Source organism: Pseudomonas sp. RHF3.3-3 (genome assembly GCF_048069595.1).
GTDB classification, from domain to species: domain Bacteria; phylum Pseudomonadota; class Gammaproteobacteria; order Pseudomonadales; family Pseudomonadaceae; genus Aquipseudomonas; species Aquipseudomonas fuscovaginae_B.
In genome coordinates, this window is record NZ_CP182250.1 from 4,353,504 (window position 1) to 4,373,989 (window position 20,486).

Here is a 20,486-nt window from a genome sequence, read left to right on the forward strand (position 1 = left end):
GTTTAAGGCCCGTGTCCATGATGCCCTGGCCGTGGCCATCCCCTCACCCACAAGGGATGGCCCGGCCTTGGCTTACTGGGCCGCGCCCCGGTCCTTGACGCTCAGCGAGTACTTCAGGGCCCGCTGCTGCTGGACACGTACATCCGGCAGGCCAATGGTTTCCGGGTTGGCGAAACCGGTGGGGGTACCGGAGCCAGCCGGAATATTGATGGCATCGAACAGGAAGCTGAAACCCTGCTTCAGTGCAGACTGGGCCACACCGTGACAGCCCATGCAACCGCCCATGGTCAGGCTCTGGCTGCTGTGGTCATAGTCCGGCACCTTGATGTTGGCCACGTTGCGCATGTTGGTCAGGGTGTTGTTCTGCGGAACCGGGAAAATGTTGGTCCCCCGAAACAGCTGAATCCCCGGCTGGCTGCTCTCGACCATGATGTTGGCCAGGTAGTAGTCCGGGTCGGTCTCGTTGCTCGACGGGATGGCCTGCACGCCCTTGAGCCGGTAGTGCTTCCAGACTGAATTGCCGAACTGGCCACTGGCGTCCATCAGCTGCCTGACCTGCTCGTTCACTGCGGCGACTTCAGCATGGGTGGTCTGCGGCTGCACCACCGTGATCGGACCGGCCTGTCCCTTGGGAATCCCGTTGCTGCCGGAGTAGATCGGCGGCGTATGCTTCGCATCGGCCAGGTAACCCTTGGGCAAGGTCACCCGGTGAATGCCCTTGCCGTCCGAGAAGGTCGCCACCGGCGGCGGCGTGTCATCCGGCGGCGAGGCGTAGGCGATCCTGTCGTAGTTGGCGATGTAGTAGAGCCCGGTCGGCGAGTTGTCGGGCAGGTTCAGCGCATCTTCATGCTCGAAGGTGGCGAAGATGAAAGTCGGGTAGTTGGGCGTCTTGTGGATGATGTGCAAGGCGACCAGTGCGTACTCCTCGTTATAGGCCACCGGTTTGCTGTCATCGCCGTGGTAGGTCACCACGGTTGCCGTGTGGTAGCGCGAACGCTGCCCCACCGGGATGTCCGCCAGCTTGCGCCAGGCGGCCTTGACTTCCACGGCACCGTTGGGCAGGACGATGTGATCCGGGTAGCTCCTGAGGCTCTTCGCATACTCGTAGACCACCGGGTTGGCCTTGGCCTCGAACAGGATCTGGCTGTCGTTCGAAGGCGCGTAATCGTTCCCCTTCATCGCCGCCTTCGGCGGATTGACCGGGAAAAATATCGCGTTCTGCCCGATCTGGGTCGCCTCATCGAGGTTGTTGTAATGGGCATAGCTGGCCCCCGGCGCCAACGGCGCCCCATTGGGGAACTGGACGTAGCTGTACTGCGGGCTGGAGCCGAACGGACGGGTTGGGCCGCCGACAGCGCTCTTGCCTACCGCCGGAAACAGCTCGGTGCGGTGGGCGAAGGTCTGCCACAGCAGGGGGTTGGCCGTTTGGGAGGCCTTGCCCGAATCGGCGAAGCTTCCGCTCGGGTTGCCCACGCCGCGGTTGGCCGGCAACGGGGTGTTGGCGGTGTTGTTCAGGGCAATGAAGCTGCGCCAGGCAAAGGTGGCATAGTCGGTATGGCTGATGCCGGTCGCCAGGTCCGATGGCAATGGCGGGTTGCTGCGGGTCAGGTCGTTTGCGCTGATCGCATAGGACACACCCAGCCCGGAGGGGTAGGCCGAATTGCCCGAGAAGCGCTTGGAGAAGTACGGATGCCAGTTCAACCCATCGGTCGAATAGAACGTGGTGGAACTGCTGCTGATGAACACCCGATCGTCAATCATCGCGGCGCTGTTCAGAAACCCCTTGAGCCCACCCTGGCCGGCAATCCCCTGCAGGTCACGCCGGGCGCCCCACTGGCCAGCCCGGTCGTAGGTACGCGCGAACGTGGCGCCATTTTCAAAGGCGTAGTAAGCCCACAACTGGCCGTTGTAGACCACCGGGACCATCGTCAGAATCGAATCGGCGGTCTCCTGGAAGGCCAGGCTTTCGCGGCTCCAGGCGATCCCGTCGCGGGAGCTGACCGAGTACACGGCCTTGCCCGAGTTCTCGCTGTACAGCACGAACAACTTGCCATTATACACCACAGGCTTATTGGTGACGGCAGTGTGATTCGTATCGATCGGCTGAGCCGTGGACCAGGCCGTTCCATCCTCGGAACTGACGGTTTTGAGCCGCCTCTGGGCGTCGGTGAAGGTCAGTACCAGCTTCTGGTTGAAGGCACTGACGGAGACATTGCCCAGTACACTGCCCACGTCGATGGCTTGCGCCCTGGACCAGTTGCGCCCATCGGGCGAACTGGAGAAGTAGACATGTTTCTGGTCATAGTTGTTCGACCAGAACATATACACCTTGCCCTTGAACGAATTGACTGAAGGCACGAAATAGGCCGGCAGCGTAAATCTGACGGTACTCGAAAAGGCAGGCGTGCCACTGGCGGCGTCGGGTTTATCGAAAACATCGACTGCAATGCCGACACCCTGTTGCGGTGTCGCCACAATGAAATTTTCCGCATGGATCGAAAAGGTCGCCAATAAACCACACAGGCACACGATCGAGCGGCCAAGCACCGTTCTGAGGTTCATGTTTTCACTCCGTTGAAGTGACCGCTGCTCCAGGCCGTGGAGTGTCCTGAAGCAACAGCATTTCCATTGTCTGCAAGAGGGGGATGGGCAACGCAGGGTCAGACTCGACGAGACCGGTGCTCCCTGGCGTTGCCGTTTGTGGGGCCACGCAGCCCCTGACGATCATCGCGTGTTTTCTACCGTGGCCTCGGTCGATCGACCTGCGAGAGTGGCCAGATACAGCGACAGGACAAACCCGCTGGCGGCGTCCAGAGCAACGTCGACCGCAGACTTGGCCTCGTCCGGGATCAGTTGCCCGCTGGTGTCCTGCTCCTCGTTCAGTTCCTGCTCCACCCGCAGCTTGTAGGGCTTGAATGTGATCAGTTGCGGATCGGTGATGGCGACGGCCGCCAGCGGGTCCCAGAAATACAGGTAGTTGCCGATGCCGTGGACGATGGTCGAGCTGCCCAGCACCTGGGTGAGGAACTGTGCGACCGGATCTTTGATCTGCGAGAGCTGGCGCACGAAATCCTGGGTGATGGGAATATCATTGGAGGCATTGAGCGCCACCAGTTGCACGGGAATCCCACTGTCGAAGACCAGTTGGGCGCCCAGTGGGTCCAGGAAGATGTTCCATTCGGCCACCTCGTTGGTGTAGTACGGCGTAGACCCCAGCGCGTCCTTGATGTTGCCGCCCGCACCGGGCTTGACGTACTGCGGCAGCAGGTTGCCGCCCATCACCACGATGCGCTCGACCTTGCTGCGCAAGAGTTTCTGCAAGACCGCGTCCGTCCTGGCCTGCCGGAACAGGTGGCCCCAGGTCGTGCCGCCGCCGATCAGCAGCACGGTGAACTTGTGGTCAGCGCTTTCCAGGGTTTCCCTGATGAACTCGACCGCGCCGGTGCGCGTCGGGTTGGCATTCTTGCGGGGAAATGCGGCGTCGTAATGTTTATCCGCCGCCTGGCGTGTATCGAAGGCAAAGGTGTTGCTATACAGCAGCGGACGCTGGAAGCCCGCCACGACCGGCGTCTGCTCGATGGTCTTGTCATTGAACAGCGTGAGGAAGTTGTTGATGTTTTCCACGCCGTGACTCAGGTGAACAGCCCCCACTCCGGTCACGGTGATGCCGTCAACCTTGATCGCATGGTGCTTGAGCAAATACGAGATGGCCATGTAGTCGTCGAAATCGACATCGGTATCCACGAGCACATGTGTAAGCGGTTGCGCAGACATATCCTTAGCCCTCCTGGCTAAATAACGCATTCAAGTCCGGTTCCAATACAAAACGATCCTGCTGCCCAAGCGTTCGGATGGCCTGTGGTGACTTGATCAGAGAATCCTTGACGGACCCGGCGCACCGGATCCGCCATGCGACCTACCTCAAGGGCATTCGCAAGTCGACGGACCGAACACCGGTCCGCTGCACGGATCCTTGGACGGGCCGAACACCGGGCAGGCGGCTTGGGCAGTCAGAGAGACGCCACAGAGCAGGAACACGGCCAACAGTACTTTCTTCATTTGCAACCTCCTGAGGTTAATAATCGAACGTTCCCTGTCCCTGATCGAGGGTACAGTCGGTCATCACGGACACTCGCAGACGATCGCTCCCGGCAGCGGCCCCACACAGGGATCCCCTCCCGACACTCGCCCACGAGTCGCCGGAGAGTAAAGATCAGCTCTGTCGAACGCGCCAGTGTGGTGGACGGCCGCAGGTCAGATGCAGTTCGCAGAACCCCGGGCAACCGAAAGACCGCTATTTTTCACCCAGGGCATGGCGTTTTTACGGAAGTCGCCTACACCTGTAGCAAGGAAGAACGGCACGCGATCGACAAGGAGTCGATAGGCAATTCCCCCCTCGCATCCGCTGCGCACAATCCGTCTCCCCTTTTCCCGCATTTCCGGCAATTGCCGGGGATTGAACTCGTTTGTCCGGCACTGCCGAGGAGGTGAACCACCCCATGCCCTGCTGACCCGTGAAGCCCGTCTCGATGGCCAAACCGAGACCCAGACCAAGAAAAAAAGGAAAGCCCGGCTGAGCACGAGCACAGACTCGAAACGTGCCCGGCGTATTCCCCATCAAGGAGATAATCGATGAACCAGCACCAGACAACACTCACAGGATTGGCGGTGGCGGCCGCCTTGTTCAGCGTCGCGGCACAGGCCGGAACCTACCCCGACTACGGCTATGCGCCGCCGGACAGCTACACCGGCCCCAAATTCGTGCTCAGCCAGAACTACCCCACCCAGCCGCCGACCGGCTCGCCACCGGCGTTCTTCAAGAAACTGCCGGCCAAGCCGGACAACAACTTCGAAACCTGGCGCGTCTACATGAACGAGGTGAAGAACTACTGCCTGGAGGGCAACATCGAGGTCAATTGGGACGTGCAGAAGAACAAGGTGCGCCAGTGGTACCACATGCCGTGGCAGCACTATGGTCCGCTGGGGCGTGAGGGCATCCATGGCCTGACCAAGGAAGCGCAGATCCAGGTCAAGCAACTGGCACCGACGCAGACCGCCACCGGCCAGACCTATGCCGTGGGCATTTACAACGACATCGGCGCCTACACCGTCGGCCAGGTCTGGAAAGACCCGCAGAACCCCGACCCGAGCTACACCTCGCAACCCAACAGCTTCCCCAACGGGACAGTGGTGTGCAAGGCGCTGTTCGCCGACATCGATCGCAGCACCGTGCCATTTCTGGCCAACCCGGTCCTATGGCAGGCATACATCACCGATACCTTCAAGTCGACCAACCGTGTGGTCCGCGACGTCGCGCTGATCCAGATGGACATCGCCGTGCGCGACACGCGCATGAAAGACACCGGCTGGATCTTCGGCACCTTCCAGTACAACGGGGCCAAGACCGGCAAGGCCGGCTGGGACAACCTGGTACCGGTGGGGATCATGTGGGGCAACGATCCGCAACAGACAGGCGATGACTTCACCAACAAGCAGCCGACCGTCACCAAGATCAACACCGCGCTGAAACAGACCGCCATCAACGCCAACACCCAGGAGCTGCCACCGACCCACCTGGGCTGGAACGGGCGCCTCAATGGCCCGGTGGACAACCCCGTCAGTTCCTGCCAGAGCTGCCACATGACGGCCGAGTCACCGCAAGTTGCGCTCATGAACCCGACGTTCCAGAGTCCGGACAAGGTGCCACCGGTGGGCTCGCCTGAATGGATGAAGTGGTTCCAGAACATCCAGGCCGGTCATCCGTTCACGCCAGGCACCCAGAGCACGGACTTCAGCCTGCAGATGTCCAATGGGTTGGCGAACTTCTACGAGTGGAAATGCGCCATGGGCGGGATCTACGCCAACGGCGGCAATGCCTGCACGAAAGTGGCCAGTCCGAAGCTGAAAATGCTCAAGTCCGGCAGCGCGCCTCAACTGCCATTGCAGCGCGTGATTCGCGACCCGAGCCTGGAACAACTGCTCGAGTAACGGTGACCTGGCTCCGGGCAGGGGTTGCCCGGAGCCGGGCTTGATTCAGCAAGCATTCACGCGGTTGGCACGAGCCGAAGCCGTGCCCGCTTTCTCAACCGTTGCGCTGCAACGCATCCAGTTCCTGCTGAGCATGTGCGGCCTGCCAATAGGCATTGAGCAGCGCGTCGATCTCGTCGCAGTCCAGCTTGCGGCCATTGCTCATCAGCCCTGCCGAATGAATGCGGATGTGCGGTTCCGGTTTCTTCAACGCCATGGCCTGGTTGCCGAACAACTGCCGAACGGCACGGTGGGTCGGCAGGGGGCTGCCGGGACGCAGGGTCAGCTTCTGCAGCGTCACCAGGCCCTCGTCCTTGACGAAGATGTCAACGACGTCCGCCAGGTTGACCGGCGCACTGAGGGTGTCGACGAACAACTGGCGACGGGTCAGGCGCATGAACGCGTGTTGACCGGCGTTGCGGTGCTGCCAGGTGACCAGCAGGAAAAGCAGGGCCAGGAACCCGCCACAGACCATCAGGCCGGTCTTGCCATGATGCATGCCCAGGGCCAGCATGCCCAGCGCAATCACCGTGAACAGCGGGCCGAGCAACTTGTAGCGGCCGGTGTTGGTGAACTCGGACTGCTCGGGTACACGCTCGATCACCTGCTTGAGTTCGGCGATCGTCTGCTCGCGCTGGGTGGCGCTGAAGCGGTCGTACTCACCGCCGAGACTGGCCGACAGGTCGGGTTGTTGAGGATTGGTCATCGGAGTCTCGCTCTCTTGGCTCATCACTTACTGCTTCTTGAGGTATTCGGTGAGAAACGCCTGAGCATCGCCGCGGCTGGACAGGTTCTCGTCATAGCCGACGGTCAGGGCTTTGGACTCGCCCGGCAGATACAGCTCGCCCCAGCCTTCCTGGAGGATCAGCACGACGAACTTCTGGCCATCGACGGTGGTGGAATAGCGGGTGTCCTTCGCGGTTTTCTCCACATTCATTTTCTGGATGCGCAGGTTCCAGTCATGGTCCACGTCTTCCACTTGTACCAGCGCCTGGTTATCGCTGCGCTCACCGATACGCAGGGTCCAGACCTTGACGCCTTGCTGGCCGGAATAGGCCAGGACCTTGTCCGCCACCGGCGGGCGTTCCTCGGCCTGGGCGAAGCCGGCCAGCAGGGCCAGCGTGGTGACGAACAGCAGCGCCCACTTGCGAAAATCGAGCATCGTTCAGGTTCCTTGAAGGTGGGAGGGGCGACTATTGAAGTCCGCCCCCGGCGTACTGCCAACCGCCATGGCCGCCACCCACAACAATCACGCCGTCGATCACAAGCGCTGACGCCGTGCCCGTGATCGCGTTAACATTTGTGACCATGTAGCCAAGTTTTCATGGAAACGCCGTGTCGATGGAACGCTGGAACGCCTATCTGGATACACAATTCTGCTTCGACCGCCCCGCCTCGCTGGCACACACCGGCGTGCTCGATCCCGCAATCGGCCAGGTGCTGGGCAGCGCCAGCGGTCACTATCGTGCACGGACCGTGCGTCCGCACCTGCAGTACTTCGACTGCGACCTGCAGTTCCCCGAGCCCCTGCGCATCGACAAGGTACTGCCCGGCAGCCTGTGCATCGTCCAGGTGCTGCACGGGCAGTGGCAGCATCGGGTCGACGGTCGGCTCAATCAGTACACCATCGGTGCCCCGCATATTTTGGGCCTGAGCGAGAGCATGGAGGCGGTGGACCAGTTGCCGGCCGGCAGCCATGCGCGCATGGCCGGGCTACGGATCGCCGGTGACTACCTGCGGGAACTGGCCGAAGAGGATTCAACCTTGCAACCCTTGCTCGGGCTGCTCGACAAGGGCATGCAGTTCTCGGCGCTCAAGCGTTGCCGGGCGCTGGGGAGTCTGCTGGAGCGGCTTTATCATTCGCCGTACGAAGGTGCGCTGGAACGCCTGCACCAGGAGAGCCTCAGTTTGGCGGTGCTGGTGGAACTGGCGGCGCATCTCAAGGGCCAGGTGGCCAAGCAGGCACCAGCGGTACGCGGGCATCGGGACCTGGCGCATGAGGCACGCCGACAACTGGATGCTCATCTGCTCGACCCGCCTGGCAGCCTGGCTTTGGCGCAGCAGTTGGGAGTCGGCGAAACCACCTTGCGACGAGCGTTCGGGCAGGTGTTCGGGCAGTCGATGCTGGAGTATGTGCGGCAACAGCGGATGGAGTTGGCGCGGACGTTGTTGCAGCAGAAGAAATGGCAGGTGGCGCAGATTGCGTATCGGTTGGGGTACGCCAATCCGGCGAATTTCAATCATGCGTACAAGGCGTATTTTGGTTATGCGCCGGGGGCGGAGGGATGACGGAGCTGTTCGAGTAACGACGCGGGCCCCCCCCCATCGAGCGTTATGCCCAAGTGAGCTGAACTGCCGCTCCCTTGGCTGCTCGCACCAGGCCTGAACAACTTGCCCTCCTCAACGCCGCCAGACCCGCCCTTCCCCACTGACTACCCAAGCCAACGCTATGCAGGCGACTGATCGAGCCAATGCGCCTGCCCTGCCAGAAAATGCCGCGTCTCTTTGCCCTGCTACTGACCCAGGCTGATCGTTTTGTCGACTTATAAGATCGACACGGACACCACGCACCGGCAGATCGAGCCTGTGGATCTCTGGGAGGATATCTCCGCCAGCCAGAACTACTGCACTGGGTAGCGCTTGAACAGCTCGGTCTGCTCCAGGCGCTGCGTGTGTGCATGAAAGGCCGGAAAGTCCTCCAGTCTGATGAGGTCGGGTAGCATCAGCTCGATGAACGACCCCGCCACCGCCGCAGAGAGCGCGGCCTGATCCGGCCGCCCGCTTGAATCCTGTGCCATCGATGCGGTTTGCTGATCCAGCGCCCGACAGGCGGCAACCAGTTGACCGATGACACGATCGATCCACGGCTGGTGCTGCTTTTCGGCCGGGCGCAACTTGCGCTCGTAGACCAGTTGAACCGCCTTCTCGCAGGCGGCCAATGCCAGGCCGGTGGTGCGCAATGCACTGGCGAGCGCCTGAGGTTGCCGGGGCCACAAGCCATGGTCGTGAGCCTGGGACGCTTCGAGGTAATCGATGATCAGCGAGGAGTCCATCAGCACCGTGCCGTCGTCGAGTACCAGCGTCGGCGCCTTGACCACCGGATTGATCGCGGCGAAGGCATCGAATTGGCTGAAGACCGACAGCGACGCATGCTCGAACTCGACACCGAGCAGGTCAAGCGAGATGGCAACGCGGCGCACGTAAGGTGAATCCAGCATACCCAGTAGTTTCACGATTCCAGCTCCTTGCATCAGGGGTTATTTCACTCCCACTTACACTACCTGACTGAAAATCGGCGTAATATCGGTAAATACTGTCACTTTTGGTAAGCCTGACTTACATGTTCGATATCCCTCCTACGAGTTGCCTGCGCAGCTTCGAGGCCGTGGCCCGCCTGGGCAGCGTGACCGCGGCCGCCAGGGAACTGCACGTCACCCATTCGGCGGTCAGCCAGCAGATCAAACTGCTGGAAGAGACCCTGGGCGTCACCTTGCTGGCTCGTGAGGGTCGCGGGGTGCGGGTCACCGAGGATGGACGGCTGTACGCCCTGCAGATTCGCGAAGCCCTCGGCCACATCGTTGAAGCCACGCGCTCGGTCAAAACCCAGCCCGCCGCCAGCGAACTGGTCGTGGCCGTCGTACCCTCGTTCGGCGCCCACTGGCTGGTACCCCGATTGCCCGGGTTCCAGGCCTTGCACCCGGACGTGAATGTCCGTCTGCAGGCGAGCCTGGCGGTGTCCCGCTCGCCCAAGGAAAACATGGACATCGGCATTCGCATGGGCCGTGGCGACTGGGGGGGCGTGGAGAGCCGCCTGCTGTTCCAGGATGAGTCGGTCGTGGTGGCCGCCCCGCATTTCAATGGCGGGCGCCTTCCAGGAACACCCGCGGAAATCGTCGACAGCCCGATCATCTTCAGCATGGAGTCCTGGCAGCCGTGGTGCCAGGCCGCGGGCCTGGATATCGAGGCGCCTCGAAGAGGCCTGCGCAGCAATGACTCCAACCTCGTCCTGCGCGCCGTGACCCTGGGCCAGGGGATCGCCCTGGAGCGTCGCAGCCTGGTGCATGACGCCATCCAGCGGGGAGAACTGGTGCAGTTGTCCGAGCATGTCGTGCCGTATCCCTACCCCTACTGGCTGGTACAACCTCTGCAGTCGCGCTCGGCAGCACGGCGAGATGCCTTTGCAGCGTGGCTGCTGGCAGAGGCCGAGCAGTACATGGCGTCCGCGGGTAGAGCCTACTCCATGGGCGAACCACAAAGAGAGCCTTTTGGGTAACGACTCCCCTCAAAACCACCCTCCACCCTTTTTTAGAGCGGCCAGTCGGGCCTGTCGTCGATCTTCAGGGCCGGCGCACGGCACCCTGGGGGTTCCGCATCCTGCATCTGTAGGATAGCCATCCCCCATCCCTCGGCGGATACTGCCCCCACTGGCCCTGCCCACGCCGTCCCCGGCGTCTGGTCCAACCGATCGCGTGACAATAAAAATAACAGGTCGCACCGAGGTACCGCCCATGAGCAGCCCTACCGGCAACATGCTGCTGAGCCTATTCAGCAGCGCCCTTCTGGATATCCAGCGCCTGGCCAATGACCGGAGCGTCGAGCACTTTCATGACGCGATGCTGGCCCGGTTGCAGGGGCTGGTCTCCTTCGACAAGGCCTGGTGGGGGCGCGCCGCCCTGATTGACGGCATGCTTGAAGAGCACCGCAATCACCTGTTTCACCTGCCCGCGGACTACCTGCAGGACTGGCGTTGCATCCACGAGGATGACATCACCCTTGCCATGACCCACTCGCACCCGGGCCAGGCCGTGATCATCGACATGCACAGCACTGAAGGGTTGCGCTGGCTGGGAGCGCGGCACAGCATCCAGGAGCTGCTGTGCGTGATGGTCATCGACCCGCTGACACAACTGAGTGAACACCTGGCGCTGTACCGCAGCCCTGGCCAGCCGCGCTTCAGCGACACCGACCGGCTGCTGCTGGACCACGTGATGCCGCACCTGGCGGCGGCCATTTCCGCCAACCAGATCCGCACCCTGATCGCCCAGCGCGAGAGCCTCGACTCCCCGCACAACCTGGCCCTGGCCGTGTGTGATCGCAAAGGCACCCTGCAGTGCGCCGAACGCGGCTTCATCGAGCGCTGGCTGGGCTGCTTTGCCGACTGGAGCGGGCCGAACCTGCCCATTGCCATCACCGAGGGCGAACAGACACTGGGCACGCTGCAACTGAGCATTTCCCGCACCGGAGACCTGTTCGTACTCGCGGCCCGTCCGCGCACGCCACTGCAACGCTTGAGCCCACGGGAGTACGACGTCGCCCAGGGCTTCGGCGAAGGCAAGACCTACAAGGAAGTGGCCCGCGAGCTGGGCCTGGCGCCGAACACCGTGCGCCATCACATCCGCACGATCTATACGAAGCTCGGGGTCAAGGACAAGGCGCGCATCGCCCAGTTGCTGCGCGCCACACCCGACTGACCACCCGGCCACGCCTTCCATGCTGAGCAATCCTGCCGCCCCACCGGCGGCCTGGGCGCCCTCATGCCTGAAATCTGCCCTTCCCCCTCTCCCGACAGAAGTGAGCCTGATCGATGAAATCGCCCCACGCACCCGGCTTTACCGCAGCACTGGCACTGACCACCGCCCTTGGTTCGACGGGCACCCAGGCCGCCGACCTCAACGCCCGCGACTTCGTCAGCGCTCCCGTGGGCACGACCCTGGGCGTCTTCTACCTGCCCATGACCCGCGACAATGACTACCACGGCCGCGCCAACAGCACCGGCCGGGCGGACCTGAACGTCAACGCCCTGGCCTGGCGCCAGCTGATCTTCACCGACATCTGCGGCACCTTGTGCACGCCGCAGTTCATCGTACCGTTCGCCGACATCGACGCCCGCCTGCCCGGCGCCACCTCGCGCAGCCACGAGAGCGGGTTCGGCGATCCGCAGGTCGGCGGCACCCTGTACCTGATCAACAACCCGGCCAGCCGCACCTACAGCGGCTTCCTGAGCCTGATCAGCCTGCCGGTGGGCGAATACCACAGCCAGAACCCGGACGTCTCGCCCGGCGCCAACCGCTGGGCCGGACACTTCGTCTACAACTTCACCCAGGGCATCGGCGAAAAGTGGCTGCTCGAGGCCAACCTCGAGGCCCAGGTCTACGGCAAGAACGATGACTACTACGGCTCGACGCTCAAGCAGGACCCGCTCTATCGCCTGCAGGCCTTCGCCTCCTACGACTTCACCCCCGCCACCTACGGCGCACTGCGCCTGATCCACGCCGACGGCGGGGAACTGCGCCTCAATGACAACCGCCTGGCCGACACCCACCAGCGCTACACCCAGGTCGGCTTCGAGCTGGGCCACTGGTTCGACAAGCGGAACCAGGGGCTGCTGGCCCTGACCCGCAATGTCGACACCGACAACGGCTACCACGGCAGTCAGGCGCTGCTGCGTCTGGTCCATGTGTTTTAACCCGCACCGGAGCGTTCCTTCATGAGCCTTTCCATCGATAACACTCAGGTATCCGCCCCGGAAATCACCCGCCAACGGCCCCTGATGATCGCCCTGGTAGTGCTGGCGGCCATCACCCCTTCCCTGCTGATGACGGCCCCGGCCGTGGCGGCGCAGCTCGCCAGTCAGTGGGGGCTGGCACCGGCCCGGATCGGCAACCTGTTCATGGCCGAGCTGGGCGCCATGAGCCTGGCGACAGTGCCCGCCTTCTGGTGGCTCAAGCGGGTCGACCTGCGCAAGGCCGGGTTGCTCGCCGGTGCCCTGTTCGTCGTCGGCAACCTGCTCTCGGCGCTGGTCAGCGACTACTCCCTGCTGATGCTGATGCGCATCACCGCGGGCCTGGGCGGCGGGTCGCTGATGATCCTGTGCATGGTCAGTGCCGCCCTGATGGGCAATGGCAGCCGCGTGTATGGCTTCTGGGTGCTGGGGCAACTGGTCCTCGGCGCCATCGGCCTGCAGGTACTGCCCCTGCTGTTCGCCCGCCATGGCCTGGCGGCCTGCTACCTGAGCCTCGCCGCCCTGATGGCCGTGGCCTTGCCCCTGGTGCGCACCTTCCCGATTGCCCTCAGCAGCGCTGCGGATCAGCCCCGGGCACCGGTCGCCAAGGGCCGTGCGCTCCTGGGGATCCTGGCCATCCTGTGCTTCTACGTGAGCCTGAGCGGCGTCTGGACCTTCATCGGCGGCATCGCCAGCCATGCCTCGATCAGCCCCCAGGACAGCGGCCAGATCCTGGCAATCGCCACCCTGATGGGCATCGTCGGCGCGGCGTGCACCGCCCTGATCGGTGGCCGCCTGCCGCGTACCCCGCTGCTGATCCTGGGTTACGCACTGATGCTCGGCGCCGTGCTGCTCCTGCAGAACGAACCGGCCGCCCTGCGCTTCGCCTGCGCGGCGCTGATCTTCAAGTTCACCTGGACCTTCGTCCTGCCGCTGATCCTGGCCTGCCTGGCCGAACTCGACCCCAGCGGCCGGCTGATGAACCTCAGCAACCTGGTGATCGGCGCCGGCCTGGCCATCGGCCCCGGGATCGCCGGGCACCTGATCCAGGCCAGCGGCGACTACCGCACCACACTCCTGGGCGCGGCGGCCCTGACGCTGCTGTCGCTGCTGTTGATCCTCGCGGGCCGGCGCCCAGGTGCCGCTGCTACCGTACACCCTTGAAAGAGACCGATAACATGCACAAGACCGCCTTTTTCTTCGACGAACTCAGCCTGTGGCACAGCGCCGGGCTGCACGCCCTGACCTTGCCGGTGGGCGGCTGGGTGCAACCGCCGTCGGCGGCCGGACACGCCGAGTCGCCGGAAACCAAACGACGCCTGAAGAACCTCATGGATGTCAGCGGCCTGACCCGCCAGTTGGCAGTGCGCAGCGCCGAGCCGGCCTCCGACACCGACCTGCTCAGGGTGCATCCGGCCCACTATCTGCAGCGCTTCCAGGCCTTGAGCGACGCTGGCGGCGGCAGCCTGGGCAACGACGCGCCCATCGGGCCGGGCAGCTTCGAGATCGCCAGGCTGTCGGCCGGCCTGGCCATTGCCGCCGTCGAGGCGGTACTGCTCGGCGAGGCCAGCAACGCCTACTCGCTGTCGCGCCCGCCGGGGCATCACTGCTCGGCCGACCAGGCCATGGGCTTCTGCTTCTTCAACAACATCGCGGTGGCCATCGAAACGGCCAAGGCCCGCCACGGTCTGGGCAAGGTCGCGGTGCTCGACTGGGATGTGCATCACGGCAACGGCACGCAGGCGATCTATGCCGAGCGCAGTGACGTCCTGACCATTTCGCTGCATCAGGAAGGCTGCTTCCCACCGGGCTACAGCGGTGCCGAAGACCGCGGCGAGGGGCCTGCCGTCGGCACCAACCTGAATATCCCCCTGCTGCCGGGCAGCGGCGACGACGCCTATCAGTACGCCATGGACACGCTGGTCATTCCCGCGCTGGAGCGCTTCGAACCGGAACTCATCCTCGTCGCCTGCGGCTACGACGCCAACGCGGTCGATCCGCTGGCGCGGATGCTGCTGCACAGCGAGTCGTTCCGCCTGATGACCGCCAAGGTGCGCAAGGTGGCTGATCGCCTGTGCGGTGGTCGTCTGGTGCTGGTGCATGAAGGCGGCTATGCCGAAGCGTACGTGCCGTTCTGTGGCCTGGCGACGCTGGAGGCCCTGTCGGGCGTGCGTACCGCGGTGGTGGACCCGCTGCTGGCGTTCATCCGTCAGCAGCAGCCCAACAGCCAGATGCAGGCCTGGCAGCGCCAGTTGCTGGACAGCCAGCGCGAGGCCTGGTTCCAGGCCACCGAAAGCGACGCCGCCCGGCGAGCTGCGGGATAGCCGCCTCGGCAGCCCGACAGCGGGTCCTTACAGCTTGAAGGTGCCCACCAGTTGGTTGAACGAGATAGCCAGACGCGACAGTTCCTGGCTGGAGGCGCTGGTCTGGTTGGCGCCGGCCGCCGTCTGGGTGGACAGGTCCTGGATGTTGACCAGGTTGCGGTCCACTTCGCGCGCGACGTTGGCCTGCTCTTCCGAGGCCGTGGCGATCAGCAGGTTGCGGTCGTTGATCGCGGCGATGTTCTGGGCGATGCGTTCGAGGGATTCGCCCGTCGCCTGGGCCAGCTCCTGGGTGCTGCTGGCCAGGGTCCGGCTGTTGCCCATGGCCTTGACCGCGTCGTCGGCGCGCGACTGCACGCTGGCGATCATCGCCTCGATCTCACCGGTCGAGGCCTGGGTACGGGCCGCCAGGGCCCGCACTTCGTCAGCCACCACCGCAAAGCCGCGCCCCTGTTCACCGGCCCGGGCCGCCTCGATGGCCGCGTTGAGCGCCAGCAGGTTGGTCTGCTCGGCGATACCGCGGATCACATCGAGCACCTTGGCGATATCGCGCACACTGCCGGCCAACTCATCGACGATCACCGTCGACTGGCCAATCTCGTTGTTCACACTGGTGATGGCCTTGACCGCTTCGCGGGCCTGATCGCGACCGCTGGCAGCCTCCTTGCTGGTCTGCCCGGACGCTTCCGAGGCCGAAGTGGCATTGCGCGCCACTTCTTCGACCGCCGCGCTCATCTCGGTGACGGCGGTGGCGGCCAGCTGGATCTCGTCGTTCTGCCGGATCAGACCACGACTGCTCTCCTCGGTCACGGCATTGAGTTCTTCAGCGGCCGACGCCAGTTGATCCGCGGCGCTGGCGATCTGCTGAATGGTGCCCTTCAGACCGCCCTGCATCTCCCCGAGCGCCGTCAACAGTTGACCGGCCTCATCCCGGTGACCGCTTTCGATCGGCTGGGTGAGATCGCCGCCGGCGATACGCTGGGCGTTGCGAACAGCGGACACGAGCGGGGCACTGATCACCCGACTGATGAACAGGCCCAATATAATGGCCGCCACAAAGGCCAGGCCGATACCGGTATACAACTTGAGTTTGGCGGCCGCTTCCGTGGCGCGCGCCTCGTCGCCGCCCTCACCGATCTGGCGGTTGTTGGACTCGACCATGATGGTCAGTTCATCGTTGATGGCGCGGAAGGCCTCATGCACCTCCCCGGAGATGAGCCGCCTGGCTCCCGCCAGATCACCCTCGTCGATAGTCGCTACCGCGCGGTCGACCAGTGCCTGATAGGCGGGCCAAGCCTTCATCATGCGATCGCCGGCGGCGCGCTCGTCATCGGCCAGCGGCGTGGTACGGTAGAGGGCGAAAGCACGCTCGCTCTTCTCGCGACTGTCCTTCATGGCCGCAACAATGGGGCTACGTTCGGACGCCGTACCGCCCGCAGCGGCGATTGAGAGCAGGCGATACAGTTCACGGCTCTGGGTAATGGCAAAGGAGCGGGCCTCGGCGGTCTTGGCGACCGACACGAGGTTGTTGGAAAACACCAGTTGCAGGCTTGAAGACAACGAGCCGATTCCCAGGCTGCCGAGAATACCGACCACCAACGTGATGGAAGCGCAAAGGGCGAAAGCGAGATAAAGCTTGGTGGATATCTTGGCGTTGTAGAACCAGTTCATGGGCAAACCTGTAGTAGAGAGGGGATGAGCGGTGACCGCACGGTCGCGCGAGTATAGTCATCCTATCGACCGTGCCTGGGCAGCCTTAAGGGGCATGAATGGGTTTATTTGCGCCCTGGTCCCCTTCCGGTGGCTTCCCGTACCTGCATCCCCTGTACTCATCCGGGGCTGGTTGCCGGGGCCAACGCCTCATCCACCAGCTCTATCCAATGACGTACAGGGGTGCGGCCGGCCCCATTCAAATGGATCTGACAGCCGATATTGGCCGTCGCGATGACCTGCGGGTTCGCGCTTTCGAGCGCATTGAGCCTGTTGTCCCGCAATTGCCGGGCGAGTTCGGGCTGGGTCAGGGAGTAGGTGCCCGCCGAACCACAACAAAGGTGGCCGTCGGGTACTGCGGTGAGATTGAAACCCAGTCGTGCCAGCACCTGCTCGACCGCTCCGCCCAGGCGCTGGGCATGCTGCAGCGTGCAGGGGCAATGGAACGCGACCTTGAAGTCAATCCCCGACGCCAGCTCCTGCAACGGCTCTGCACGCAGCACTTCGACCAGGTCGACGGCCAGGGAGCTGATTCGCCCAGCCTTGTCGGCATACCGGGGATCACGCTGGAGCAGTTGGCCGTACTCCTTGACGAAGGCCCCACAACCGCTGGCCGTGGTGATGATCGCCTCGGCCCCGGCCTCCACGGCCGGCCACCAGGCATCGATGTTGCGGCGAGCACGCTCCAGGCCCTTTTCCTGGGCATTGAGGTGGTAGTCCAGCGCACCGCAACAGCCGGCCTCGCGGACGGGCAGCGTGCTGATGCCCAGCCGATCCAGAACCCTTGCCGCCGCCGCATTGGTATTGGGCGACAGGCTCGGCTGGACGCAGCCCTCGAGCACCAGTACCTGGCGCGCATGCCGTACCGGCGGCCGATTGCCGGCGGGCCGTACCTCGCTCGGAATCTTGTCCCTGAGTGCCTGCGGCAGTACCGGGCGTAATGCACGCCCCATGCGCAGTAACAGGCTGAATACCGCAGGCTCGGCCAGCACCAGGCGCAGGCCGGTACGCAGGGACTTCTCTGACAGCGAGCGCGGAACCGCCTCTTCGACCACGGCCCGGCCGATATCCAGCAGGTTGTGGTACTTCACCCCCGAGGGGCAGGTGGACTCGCAATTGCAGCAGCTCAGGCAGCGGTCCAGATGCTGGCGGGTACTGGCCGTTGGGGCCTGCCCTTCCAGCATCTGCTTGATCAGGTAGATGCGCCCCCTGGGCCCATCCAGTTCGTCCCCCAGCAACTGGTAGGTCGGGCAGGTCGCGTTGCAGAACCCGCAGTGCACGCAGCTCCTCAGGATCGCTTCGGCCTCTTGCGCCCGAGGCAGGGCCCGGGCCTGGTCACTCAGATGGGTCTGCATGGTCTCACAGCTCCTTGTACAGGCGGCCCGGGTTGAAGATGCCCTGCGGATCGAGCCGGCGCTTGAGCTGGCGGTGATAGTGCAGCAGCCCTTGCGGCAGCGGGTGGAAGGGCGAATCGCCACCGGAAAAACAGGTGGCATGCCCTCCGACCTGGCTGACGACATGCCGAATCCGCTCAGGCTCGGCCTCGCTCTTGAGCCAGCGCTGGGCGCCACCCCAGTCGACCCATTGATCGCCGGGCAGATCCAGTGGCGCGGCCATCGCCGGTACGGACAAGCGCCAGAGGGGCCGCGAGTCGGCGAAGAACGCCAGGCGATGCTCCTTCAGGTCCTCCCAGAAGCCTGGCTCGACGGTCTCACAGCCCAGGCGCTCACGGGCCGCGTGGACCGAGCCCTCTCCCCCTTCCAGGCGAAGGTGCAGGACGCGGCCATCATGACAGGCCGCGCTGATCGGCAGCGGCTGCCGGCCCCACTCGGCCAGACGACGCATGGCCTGCGGCAGTTCCAGGTCCAGCCGCAGGTTGGCCACCGCACGTGGCCTGGGGAGGACCTTCAGCGACACTTCGGTGATCAGGCCCAGGCAGCCAAAACTGCCGGCCATCAACCTCGAGACATCGTAGCCGGCGACGTTCTTCATGACCTCGGCACCAAAACGCAGGTGCTTCGCCTCGCCGCTGATCACCCGCGTGCCGAGCACGAAATCACGGACCGAGCCCGCCCAGGGACGGCGCGGCCCCGACAGCCCGACGGCGACCATGCCGCCGACGGTGGCGTCGGGGCCAAAATGCGGTGGCTCGCACGGCAGGCATTGCCCGTGCTCGGCCAGGGTCGCCTCAAGCACCCGCAGCGGCGTCCCGGCCCGTGCCGTGACAATCAATTCGGTGGGATCGTAGTTGACGATGCCCTGGTGGGCACGGGTATCGATAACCTGTCCCTGGACCGCCCGGCCCAGCCAGGCCTTGGACTGGCCGCCCCGGATGTCGAGACGGGTACCCGAGGCCAGCGCGGCCTTGACCTGATCGAGCAGTTGGGCACTGGCGTCGAAAGCTCTCTCGTGCATCAAAAGCGCTCAAGTTCAGGAAAAGGCAATTGACCGTTGTGCACATGCAGGGCACCGAATTCGGCGCATCGGTGCAGGGTGGGAATGTTCTTGCCCGGGTTGAGCAGCCCCGCCGGATCGAAGGCCGCCTTGATGGCATGGAGCGCCGTGAGCTCGTCGGCGTTGAACTGGACACACATCTGGTTGATCTTCTCGCGGCCGACGCCGTGCTCACCGGTGATGCTGCCGCCGACCGACACGCACAGTTCGAGGATCCGCCCGCCAAGCTGCTCGGCCCGCTCCAGTTCACCCGGCGTGTTGGCATCGAAGAGAATCAGCGGGTGCATGTTGCCGTCACCGGCATGAAAGACGTTGGCCACGCGCAGGTCGTACTCGCGGGACAGTTCGGCGATCGCTTTCAACACCCCCGGCAGCGCACGCCGGGGGATGGTACCGTCCATGCAGTAGTAGTCCGGCGAGATACGCCCAACTGCGGGAAAGGCATTCTTGCGCCCGGCCCAGAAACGCACCCGCTCGGCCTCATCCTCGGCCTGGCGCACCTGGGTGGCGCCCCCCTCCACCAGGATCCGGCGAACCCGCGTGCAGTCGTCATGCACATCGGACTCCACCCCATCCAGCTCGCAGAGCAGGATGGCCGCCGCGTCCACCGGGTAGCCGGCATGAATGAAGTCCTCGGCGGCGCGGATCGCCAGGTTGTCCATCATCTCCAGCCCGCCGGGAATGATGCCCGCGGCGATAATGCGGCCGACCGCGGCACCGGCCTGCTCCACCGAGTCGAACGCCGCCAGCAGCACCTTGGCCACCTGGGGCTTGGGCAGCAGCTTGACCGTCACCTCCGTCACCACCCCGAGCATGCCCTCGGAGCCGGTGAACAGCGCCAGCAGATCGAAACCCGGACAATCCAGGCTCTCGGCACCCAGGGTCAGCCGTTCCCCCTCGACGGTGAGGATCTGCACTTGCAGCAGGTTATGCACGGTCAGCCCGTACTTGAGGCAGTGCACGCCGCCGGCATTCTCGGCGACATTGCCGCCGATCGAGCAGGCGATCTGGGACGAGGGGTCGGGCGCGTAGTAAAGGTTGAACGGCGCCGCGGCCTGCGAGATGGCCAGGTTGCGCACGCCGGGCTGGACCCTGGCATAACGCCCTTGCGCATTGATCTCCAGGATCCGGTTGAAGCGCGACATCACCAGCAGCACGCCCTGCTCCAACGGCAACGCGCCCCCGGACAGGCCGGTGCCACTGCCGCGCGCTACAACGGGAACCTGCAAGCGGTGGCAGATCACGAGTATCGACTCGACCTGCTCGATCCGCTCGGGCAGCAGCACCAGCAACGGCATCGTGCGATAGGCGGACAACCCATCGCACTCATAAGGCCTGAGGTCTTCGCTGCGGCTGAGCACGGTCAGGTCCGGGATGTCGGCTGCAAGGGCGGACAACAACTGTTGTTTATCGACCCGCGGCAGAACGCCATCGACGCTCTCATCGTGGAGAATGTTCATGGTCACCCCGCT

Annotated in this window: 17 protein-coding genes and 1 pseudogene; 7 read left to right on the forward strand and 11 right to left on the reverse strand. The window is 64.1% G+C overall.

The genetic code is table 11. The features are described 5' to 3' along the window. Positions 1-72: 72 nt before the first annotated feature. The 3 genes from ACMGT0_RS19380 to ACMGT0_RS19390 form a co-directional block, all read right to left on the reverse strand. The gene (locus ACMGT0_RS19380; RefSeq protein WP_416769334.1) at positions 73-2,562 is read right to left on the reverse strand and encodes an exo-alpha-sialidase; all 2,490 of its coding nucleotides are present in this window, start codon (positions 2,560-2,562) and stop codon (positions 73-75) included. Positions 2,563-2,724: 162 nt separating this feature from the next. Then, positions 2,725-3,774 carry a nucleoside hydrolase gene (locus ACMGT0_RS19385; protein WP_054057342.1) on the reverse strand — a complete coding sequence of 350 codons (1,050 nt, stop codon included), beginning with the start codon at positions 3,772-3,774 and terminating at the stop codon, positions 2,725-2,727. 147 nt (positions 3,775-3,921) lie between these two features. Next, positions 3,922-4,059: a PA0050 family protein gene (locus tag ACMGT0_RS19390; RefSeq protein ID WP_017904532.1), complete on the reverse strand. Its 138-nt coding sequence runs from the start codon at positions 4,057-4,059 to the stop codon at positions 3,922-3,924. Between the two features lie 573 nt (positions 4,060-4,632). On the opposite strand from ACMGT0_RS19390, the gene ACMGT0_RS19395 reads away from it, so the two are divergent. After that, positions 4,633-5,988, forward strand: coding sequence for a hypothetical protein (locus tag ACMGT0_RS19395; protein ID WP_054057343.1), 1,356 nt, complete (start codon positions 4,633-4,635; stop codon positions 5,986-5,988). A 94-nt stretch (positions 5,989-6,082) separates the two neighbouring features. Here ACMGT0_RS19395 and ACMGT0_RS19400 read toward each other — a convergent pair whose 3' ends face one another. After that, positions 6,083-6,733 carry a hypothetical protein gene (locus ACMGT0_RS19400; protein WP_416769337.1) on the reverse strand — a complete coding sequence of 217 codons (651 nt, stop codon included), beginning with the start codon at positions 6,731-6,733 and terminating at the stop codon, positions 6,083-6,085. A 27-nt stretch (positions 6,734-6,760) separates the two neighbouring features. Further along, positions 6,761-7,189, reverse strand: a complete 429-nt coding sequence (locus ACMGT0_RS19405) for a hypothetical protein (RefSeq protein WP_054064259.1) — start codon at positions 7,187-7,189, stop codon at positions 6,761-6,763. 179 nt (positions 7,190-7,368) lie between these two features. Here ACMGT0_RS19405 and ACMGT0_RS19410 point away from each other — a divergent pair, with 179 nt between their 5' ends. After that, positions 7,369-8,316, forward strand: a complete 948-nt coding sequence (locus ACMGT0_RS19410; protein ID WP_416769339.1) for a helix-turn-helix transcriptional regulator — start codon at positions 7,369-7,371, stop codon at positions 8,314-8,316. Positions 8,317-8,648: 332 nt separating this feature from the next. Here ACMGT0_RS19410 and ACMGT0_RS19415 read toward each other — a convergent pair whose 3' ends face one another. Continuing rightward, complete coding sequence (locus tag ACMGT0_RS19415; RefSeq protein ID WP_054064260.1) at positions 8,649-9,260, reverse strand: glutathione S-transferase; 612 nt, start codon at positions 9,258-9,260, stop codon at positions 8,649-8,651. 107 nt (positions 9,261-9,367) lie between these two features. Between ACMGT0_RS19415 and ACMGT0_RS19420 the strand changes: the two genes are divergently transcribed. From ACMGT0_RS19420 to ACMGT0_RS19440, 5 genes are all read left to right on the forward strand, one after another. Beyond that, positions 9,368-10,300: a LysR substrate-binding domain-containing protein gene (locus ACMGT0_RS19420; protein WP_416769341.1), complete on the forward strand. Its 933-nt coding sequence runs from the start codon at positions 9,368-9,370 to the stop codon at positions 10,298-10,300. Between the two features lie 235 nt (positions 10,301-10,535). Beyond that, positions 10,536-11,498, forward strand: coding sequence for a helix-turn-helix transcriptional regulator (locus tag ACMGT0_RS19425; protein ID WP_054057348.1), 963 nt, complete (start codon positions 10,536-10,538; stop codon positions 11,496-11,498). Positions 11,499-11,611: 113 nt separating this feature from the next. Next, positions 11,612-12,493, forward strand: coding sequence for a transporter (locus ACMGT0_RS19430; protein WP_054057349.1), 882 nt, complete (start codon positions 11,612-11,614; stop codon positions 12,491-12,493). Between the two features lie 21 nt (positions 12,494-12,514). Then, positions 12,515-13,693, forward strand: coding sequence for an MFS transporter (locus tag ACMGT0_RS19435; RefSeq protein WP_416769344.1), 1,179 nt, complete (start codon positions 12,515-12,517; stop codon positions 13,691-13,693). 14 nt (positions 13,694-13,707) lie between these two features. Beyond that, the gene (locus tag ACMGT0_RS19440) at positions 13,708-14,853 is read left to right on the forward strand and encodes a class II histone deacetylase (protein ID WP_054064264.1); all 1,146 of its coding nucleotides are present in this window, start codon (positions 13,708-13,710) and stop codon (positions 14,851-14,853) included. 27 nt (positions 14,854-14,880) lie between these two features. Here ACMGT0_RS19440 and ACMGT0_RS19445 read toward each other — a convergent pair whose 3' ends face one another. The 5 genes and pseudogenes from ACMGT0_RS19445 to glcD all read right to left on the reverse strand — a co-directional run bounded on the left by ACMGT0_RS19445 (position 14,881) and on the right by glcD (position 20,474). Next, the gene (locus ACMGT0_RS19445) at positions 14,881-15,744 is read right to left on the reverse strand and encodes a methyl-accepting chemotaxis protein (RefSeq protein WP_416773514.1); all 864 of its coding nucleotides are present in this window, start codon (positions 15,742-15,744) and stop codon (positions 14,881-14,883) included. After that, positions 15,739-16,521 (reverse strand): annotated as a pseudogene (locus ACMGT0_RS19450) (MCP four helix bundle domain-containing protein); the annotation flags it as partial. The gene ACMGT0_RS19445 and the pseudogene ACMGT0_RS19450, both read right to left, overlap by 6 nt. Positions 16,522-16,679: 158 nt before the next feature. Next, complete coding sequence (glcF, locus tag ACMGT0_RS19455) at positions 16,680-17,915, reverse strand: glycolate oxidase subunit GlcF (RefSeq protein ID WP_054064266.1); 1,236 nt, start codon at positions 17,913-17,915, stop codon at positions 16,680-16,682. Between the two features lie 4 nt (positions 17,916-17,919). Beyond that, complete coding sequence (gene glcE, locus ACMGT0_RS19460) at positions 17,920-18,975, reverse strand: glycolate oxidase subunit GlcE (protein WP_054064267.1); 1,056 nt, start codon at positions 18,973-18,975, stop codon at positions 17,920-17,922. After that, on the reverse strand, positions 18,975-20,474 hold the full coding sequence (gene glcD / locus ACMGT0_RS19465) for a glycolate oxidase subunit GlcD (protein ID WP_416769347.1): 1,500 nt from the start codon (positions 20,472-20,474) through the stop codon (positions 18,975-18,977). Before glcD ends, glcE begins: the two co-directional genes overlap by 1 nt. Between the last annotated feature and the right edge of the window lie 12 nt (positions 20,475-20,486).

Bases quoted from the DNA above. Each gene is read 5' to 3' on its own strand.
- glcD (WP_416769347.1), bottom strand. From the start codon at position 20,474: ATGAACATTCTCCACGATGAGAGCGTCGATGGCGTTCTGCCGCGGGTC.
- ACMGT0_RS19410 (WP_416769339.1), top strand. From the start codon at position 7,369: ATGGAACGCTGGAACGCCTATCTGGATACACAATTCTGCTTCGACCGC.
- glcE (WP_054064267.1), bottom strand. From the start codon at position 18,975: ATGCACGAGAGAGCTTTCGACGCCAGTGCCCAACTGCTCGATCAGGTC.
- glcF (WP_054064266.1), bottom strand. From the start codon at position 17,915: ATGCAGACCCATCTGAGTGACCAGGCCCGGGCCCTGCCTCGGGCGCAA.
- ACMGT0_RS19430 (WP_054057349.1), top strand. From the start codon at position 11,612: ATGAAATCGCCCCACGCACCCGGCTTTACCGCAGCACTGGCACTGACC.
- ACMGT0_RS19425 (WP_054057348.1), top strand. From the start codon at position 10,536: ATGAGCAGCCCTACCGGCAACATGCTGCTGAGCCTATTCAGCAGCGCC.
- ACMGT0_RS19440 (WP_054064264.1), top strand. From the start codon at position 13,708: ATGCACAAGACCGCCTTTTTCTTCGACGAACTCAGCCTGTGGCACAGC.
- ACMGT0_RS19435 (WP_416769344.1), top strand. From the start codon at position 12,515: ATGAGCCTTTCCATCGATAACACTCAGGTATCCGCCCCGGAAATCACC.
- ACMGT0_RS19390 (WP_017904532.1), bottom strand. From the start codon at position 4,059: ATGAAGAAAGTACTGTTGGCCGTGTTCCTGCTCTGTGGCGTCTCTCTG.
- ACMGT0_RS19445 (WP_416773514.1), bottom strand. From the start codon at position 15,744: ATGCAGGGCGGTCTGAAGGGCACCATTCAGCAGATCGCCAGCGCCGCG.
- ACMGT0_RS19400 (WP_416769337.1), bottom strand. From the start codon at position 6,733: ATGACCAATCCTCAACAACCCGACCTGTCGGCCAGTCTCGGCGGTGAG.
- ACMGT0_RS19395 (WP_054057343.1), top strand. From the start codon at position 4,633: ATGAACCAGCACCAGACAACACTCACAGGATTGGCGGTGGCGGCCGCC.
- ACMGT0_RS19380 (WP_416769334.1), bottom strand. From the start codon at position 2,562: ATGAACCTCAGAACGGTGCTTGGCCGCTCGATCGTGTGCCTGTGTGGT.
- ACMGT0_RS19385 (WP_054057342.1), bottom strand. From the start codon at position 3,774: ATGTCTGCGCAACCGCTTACACATGTGCTCGTGGATACCGATGTCGAT.
- ACMGT0_RS19405 (WP_054064259.1), bottom strand. From the start codon at position 7,189: ATGCTCGATTTTCGCAAGTGGGCGCTGCTGTTCGTCACCACGCTGGCC.
- ACMGT0_RS19420 (WP_416769341.1), top strand. From the start codon at position 9,368: ATGTTCGATATCCCTCCTACGAGTTGCCTGCGCAGCTTCGAGGCCGTG.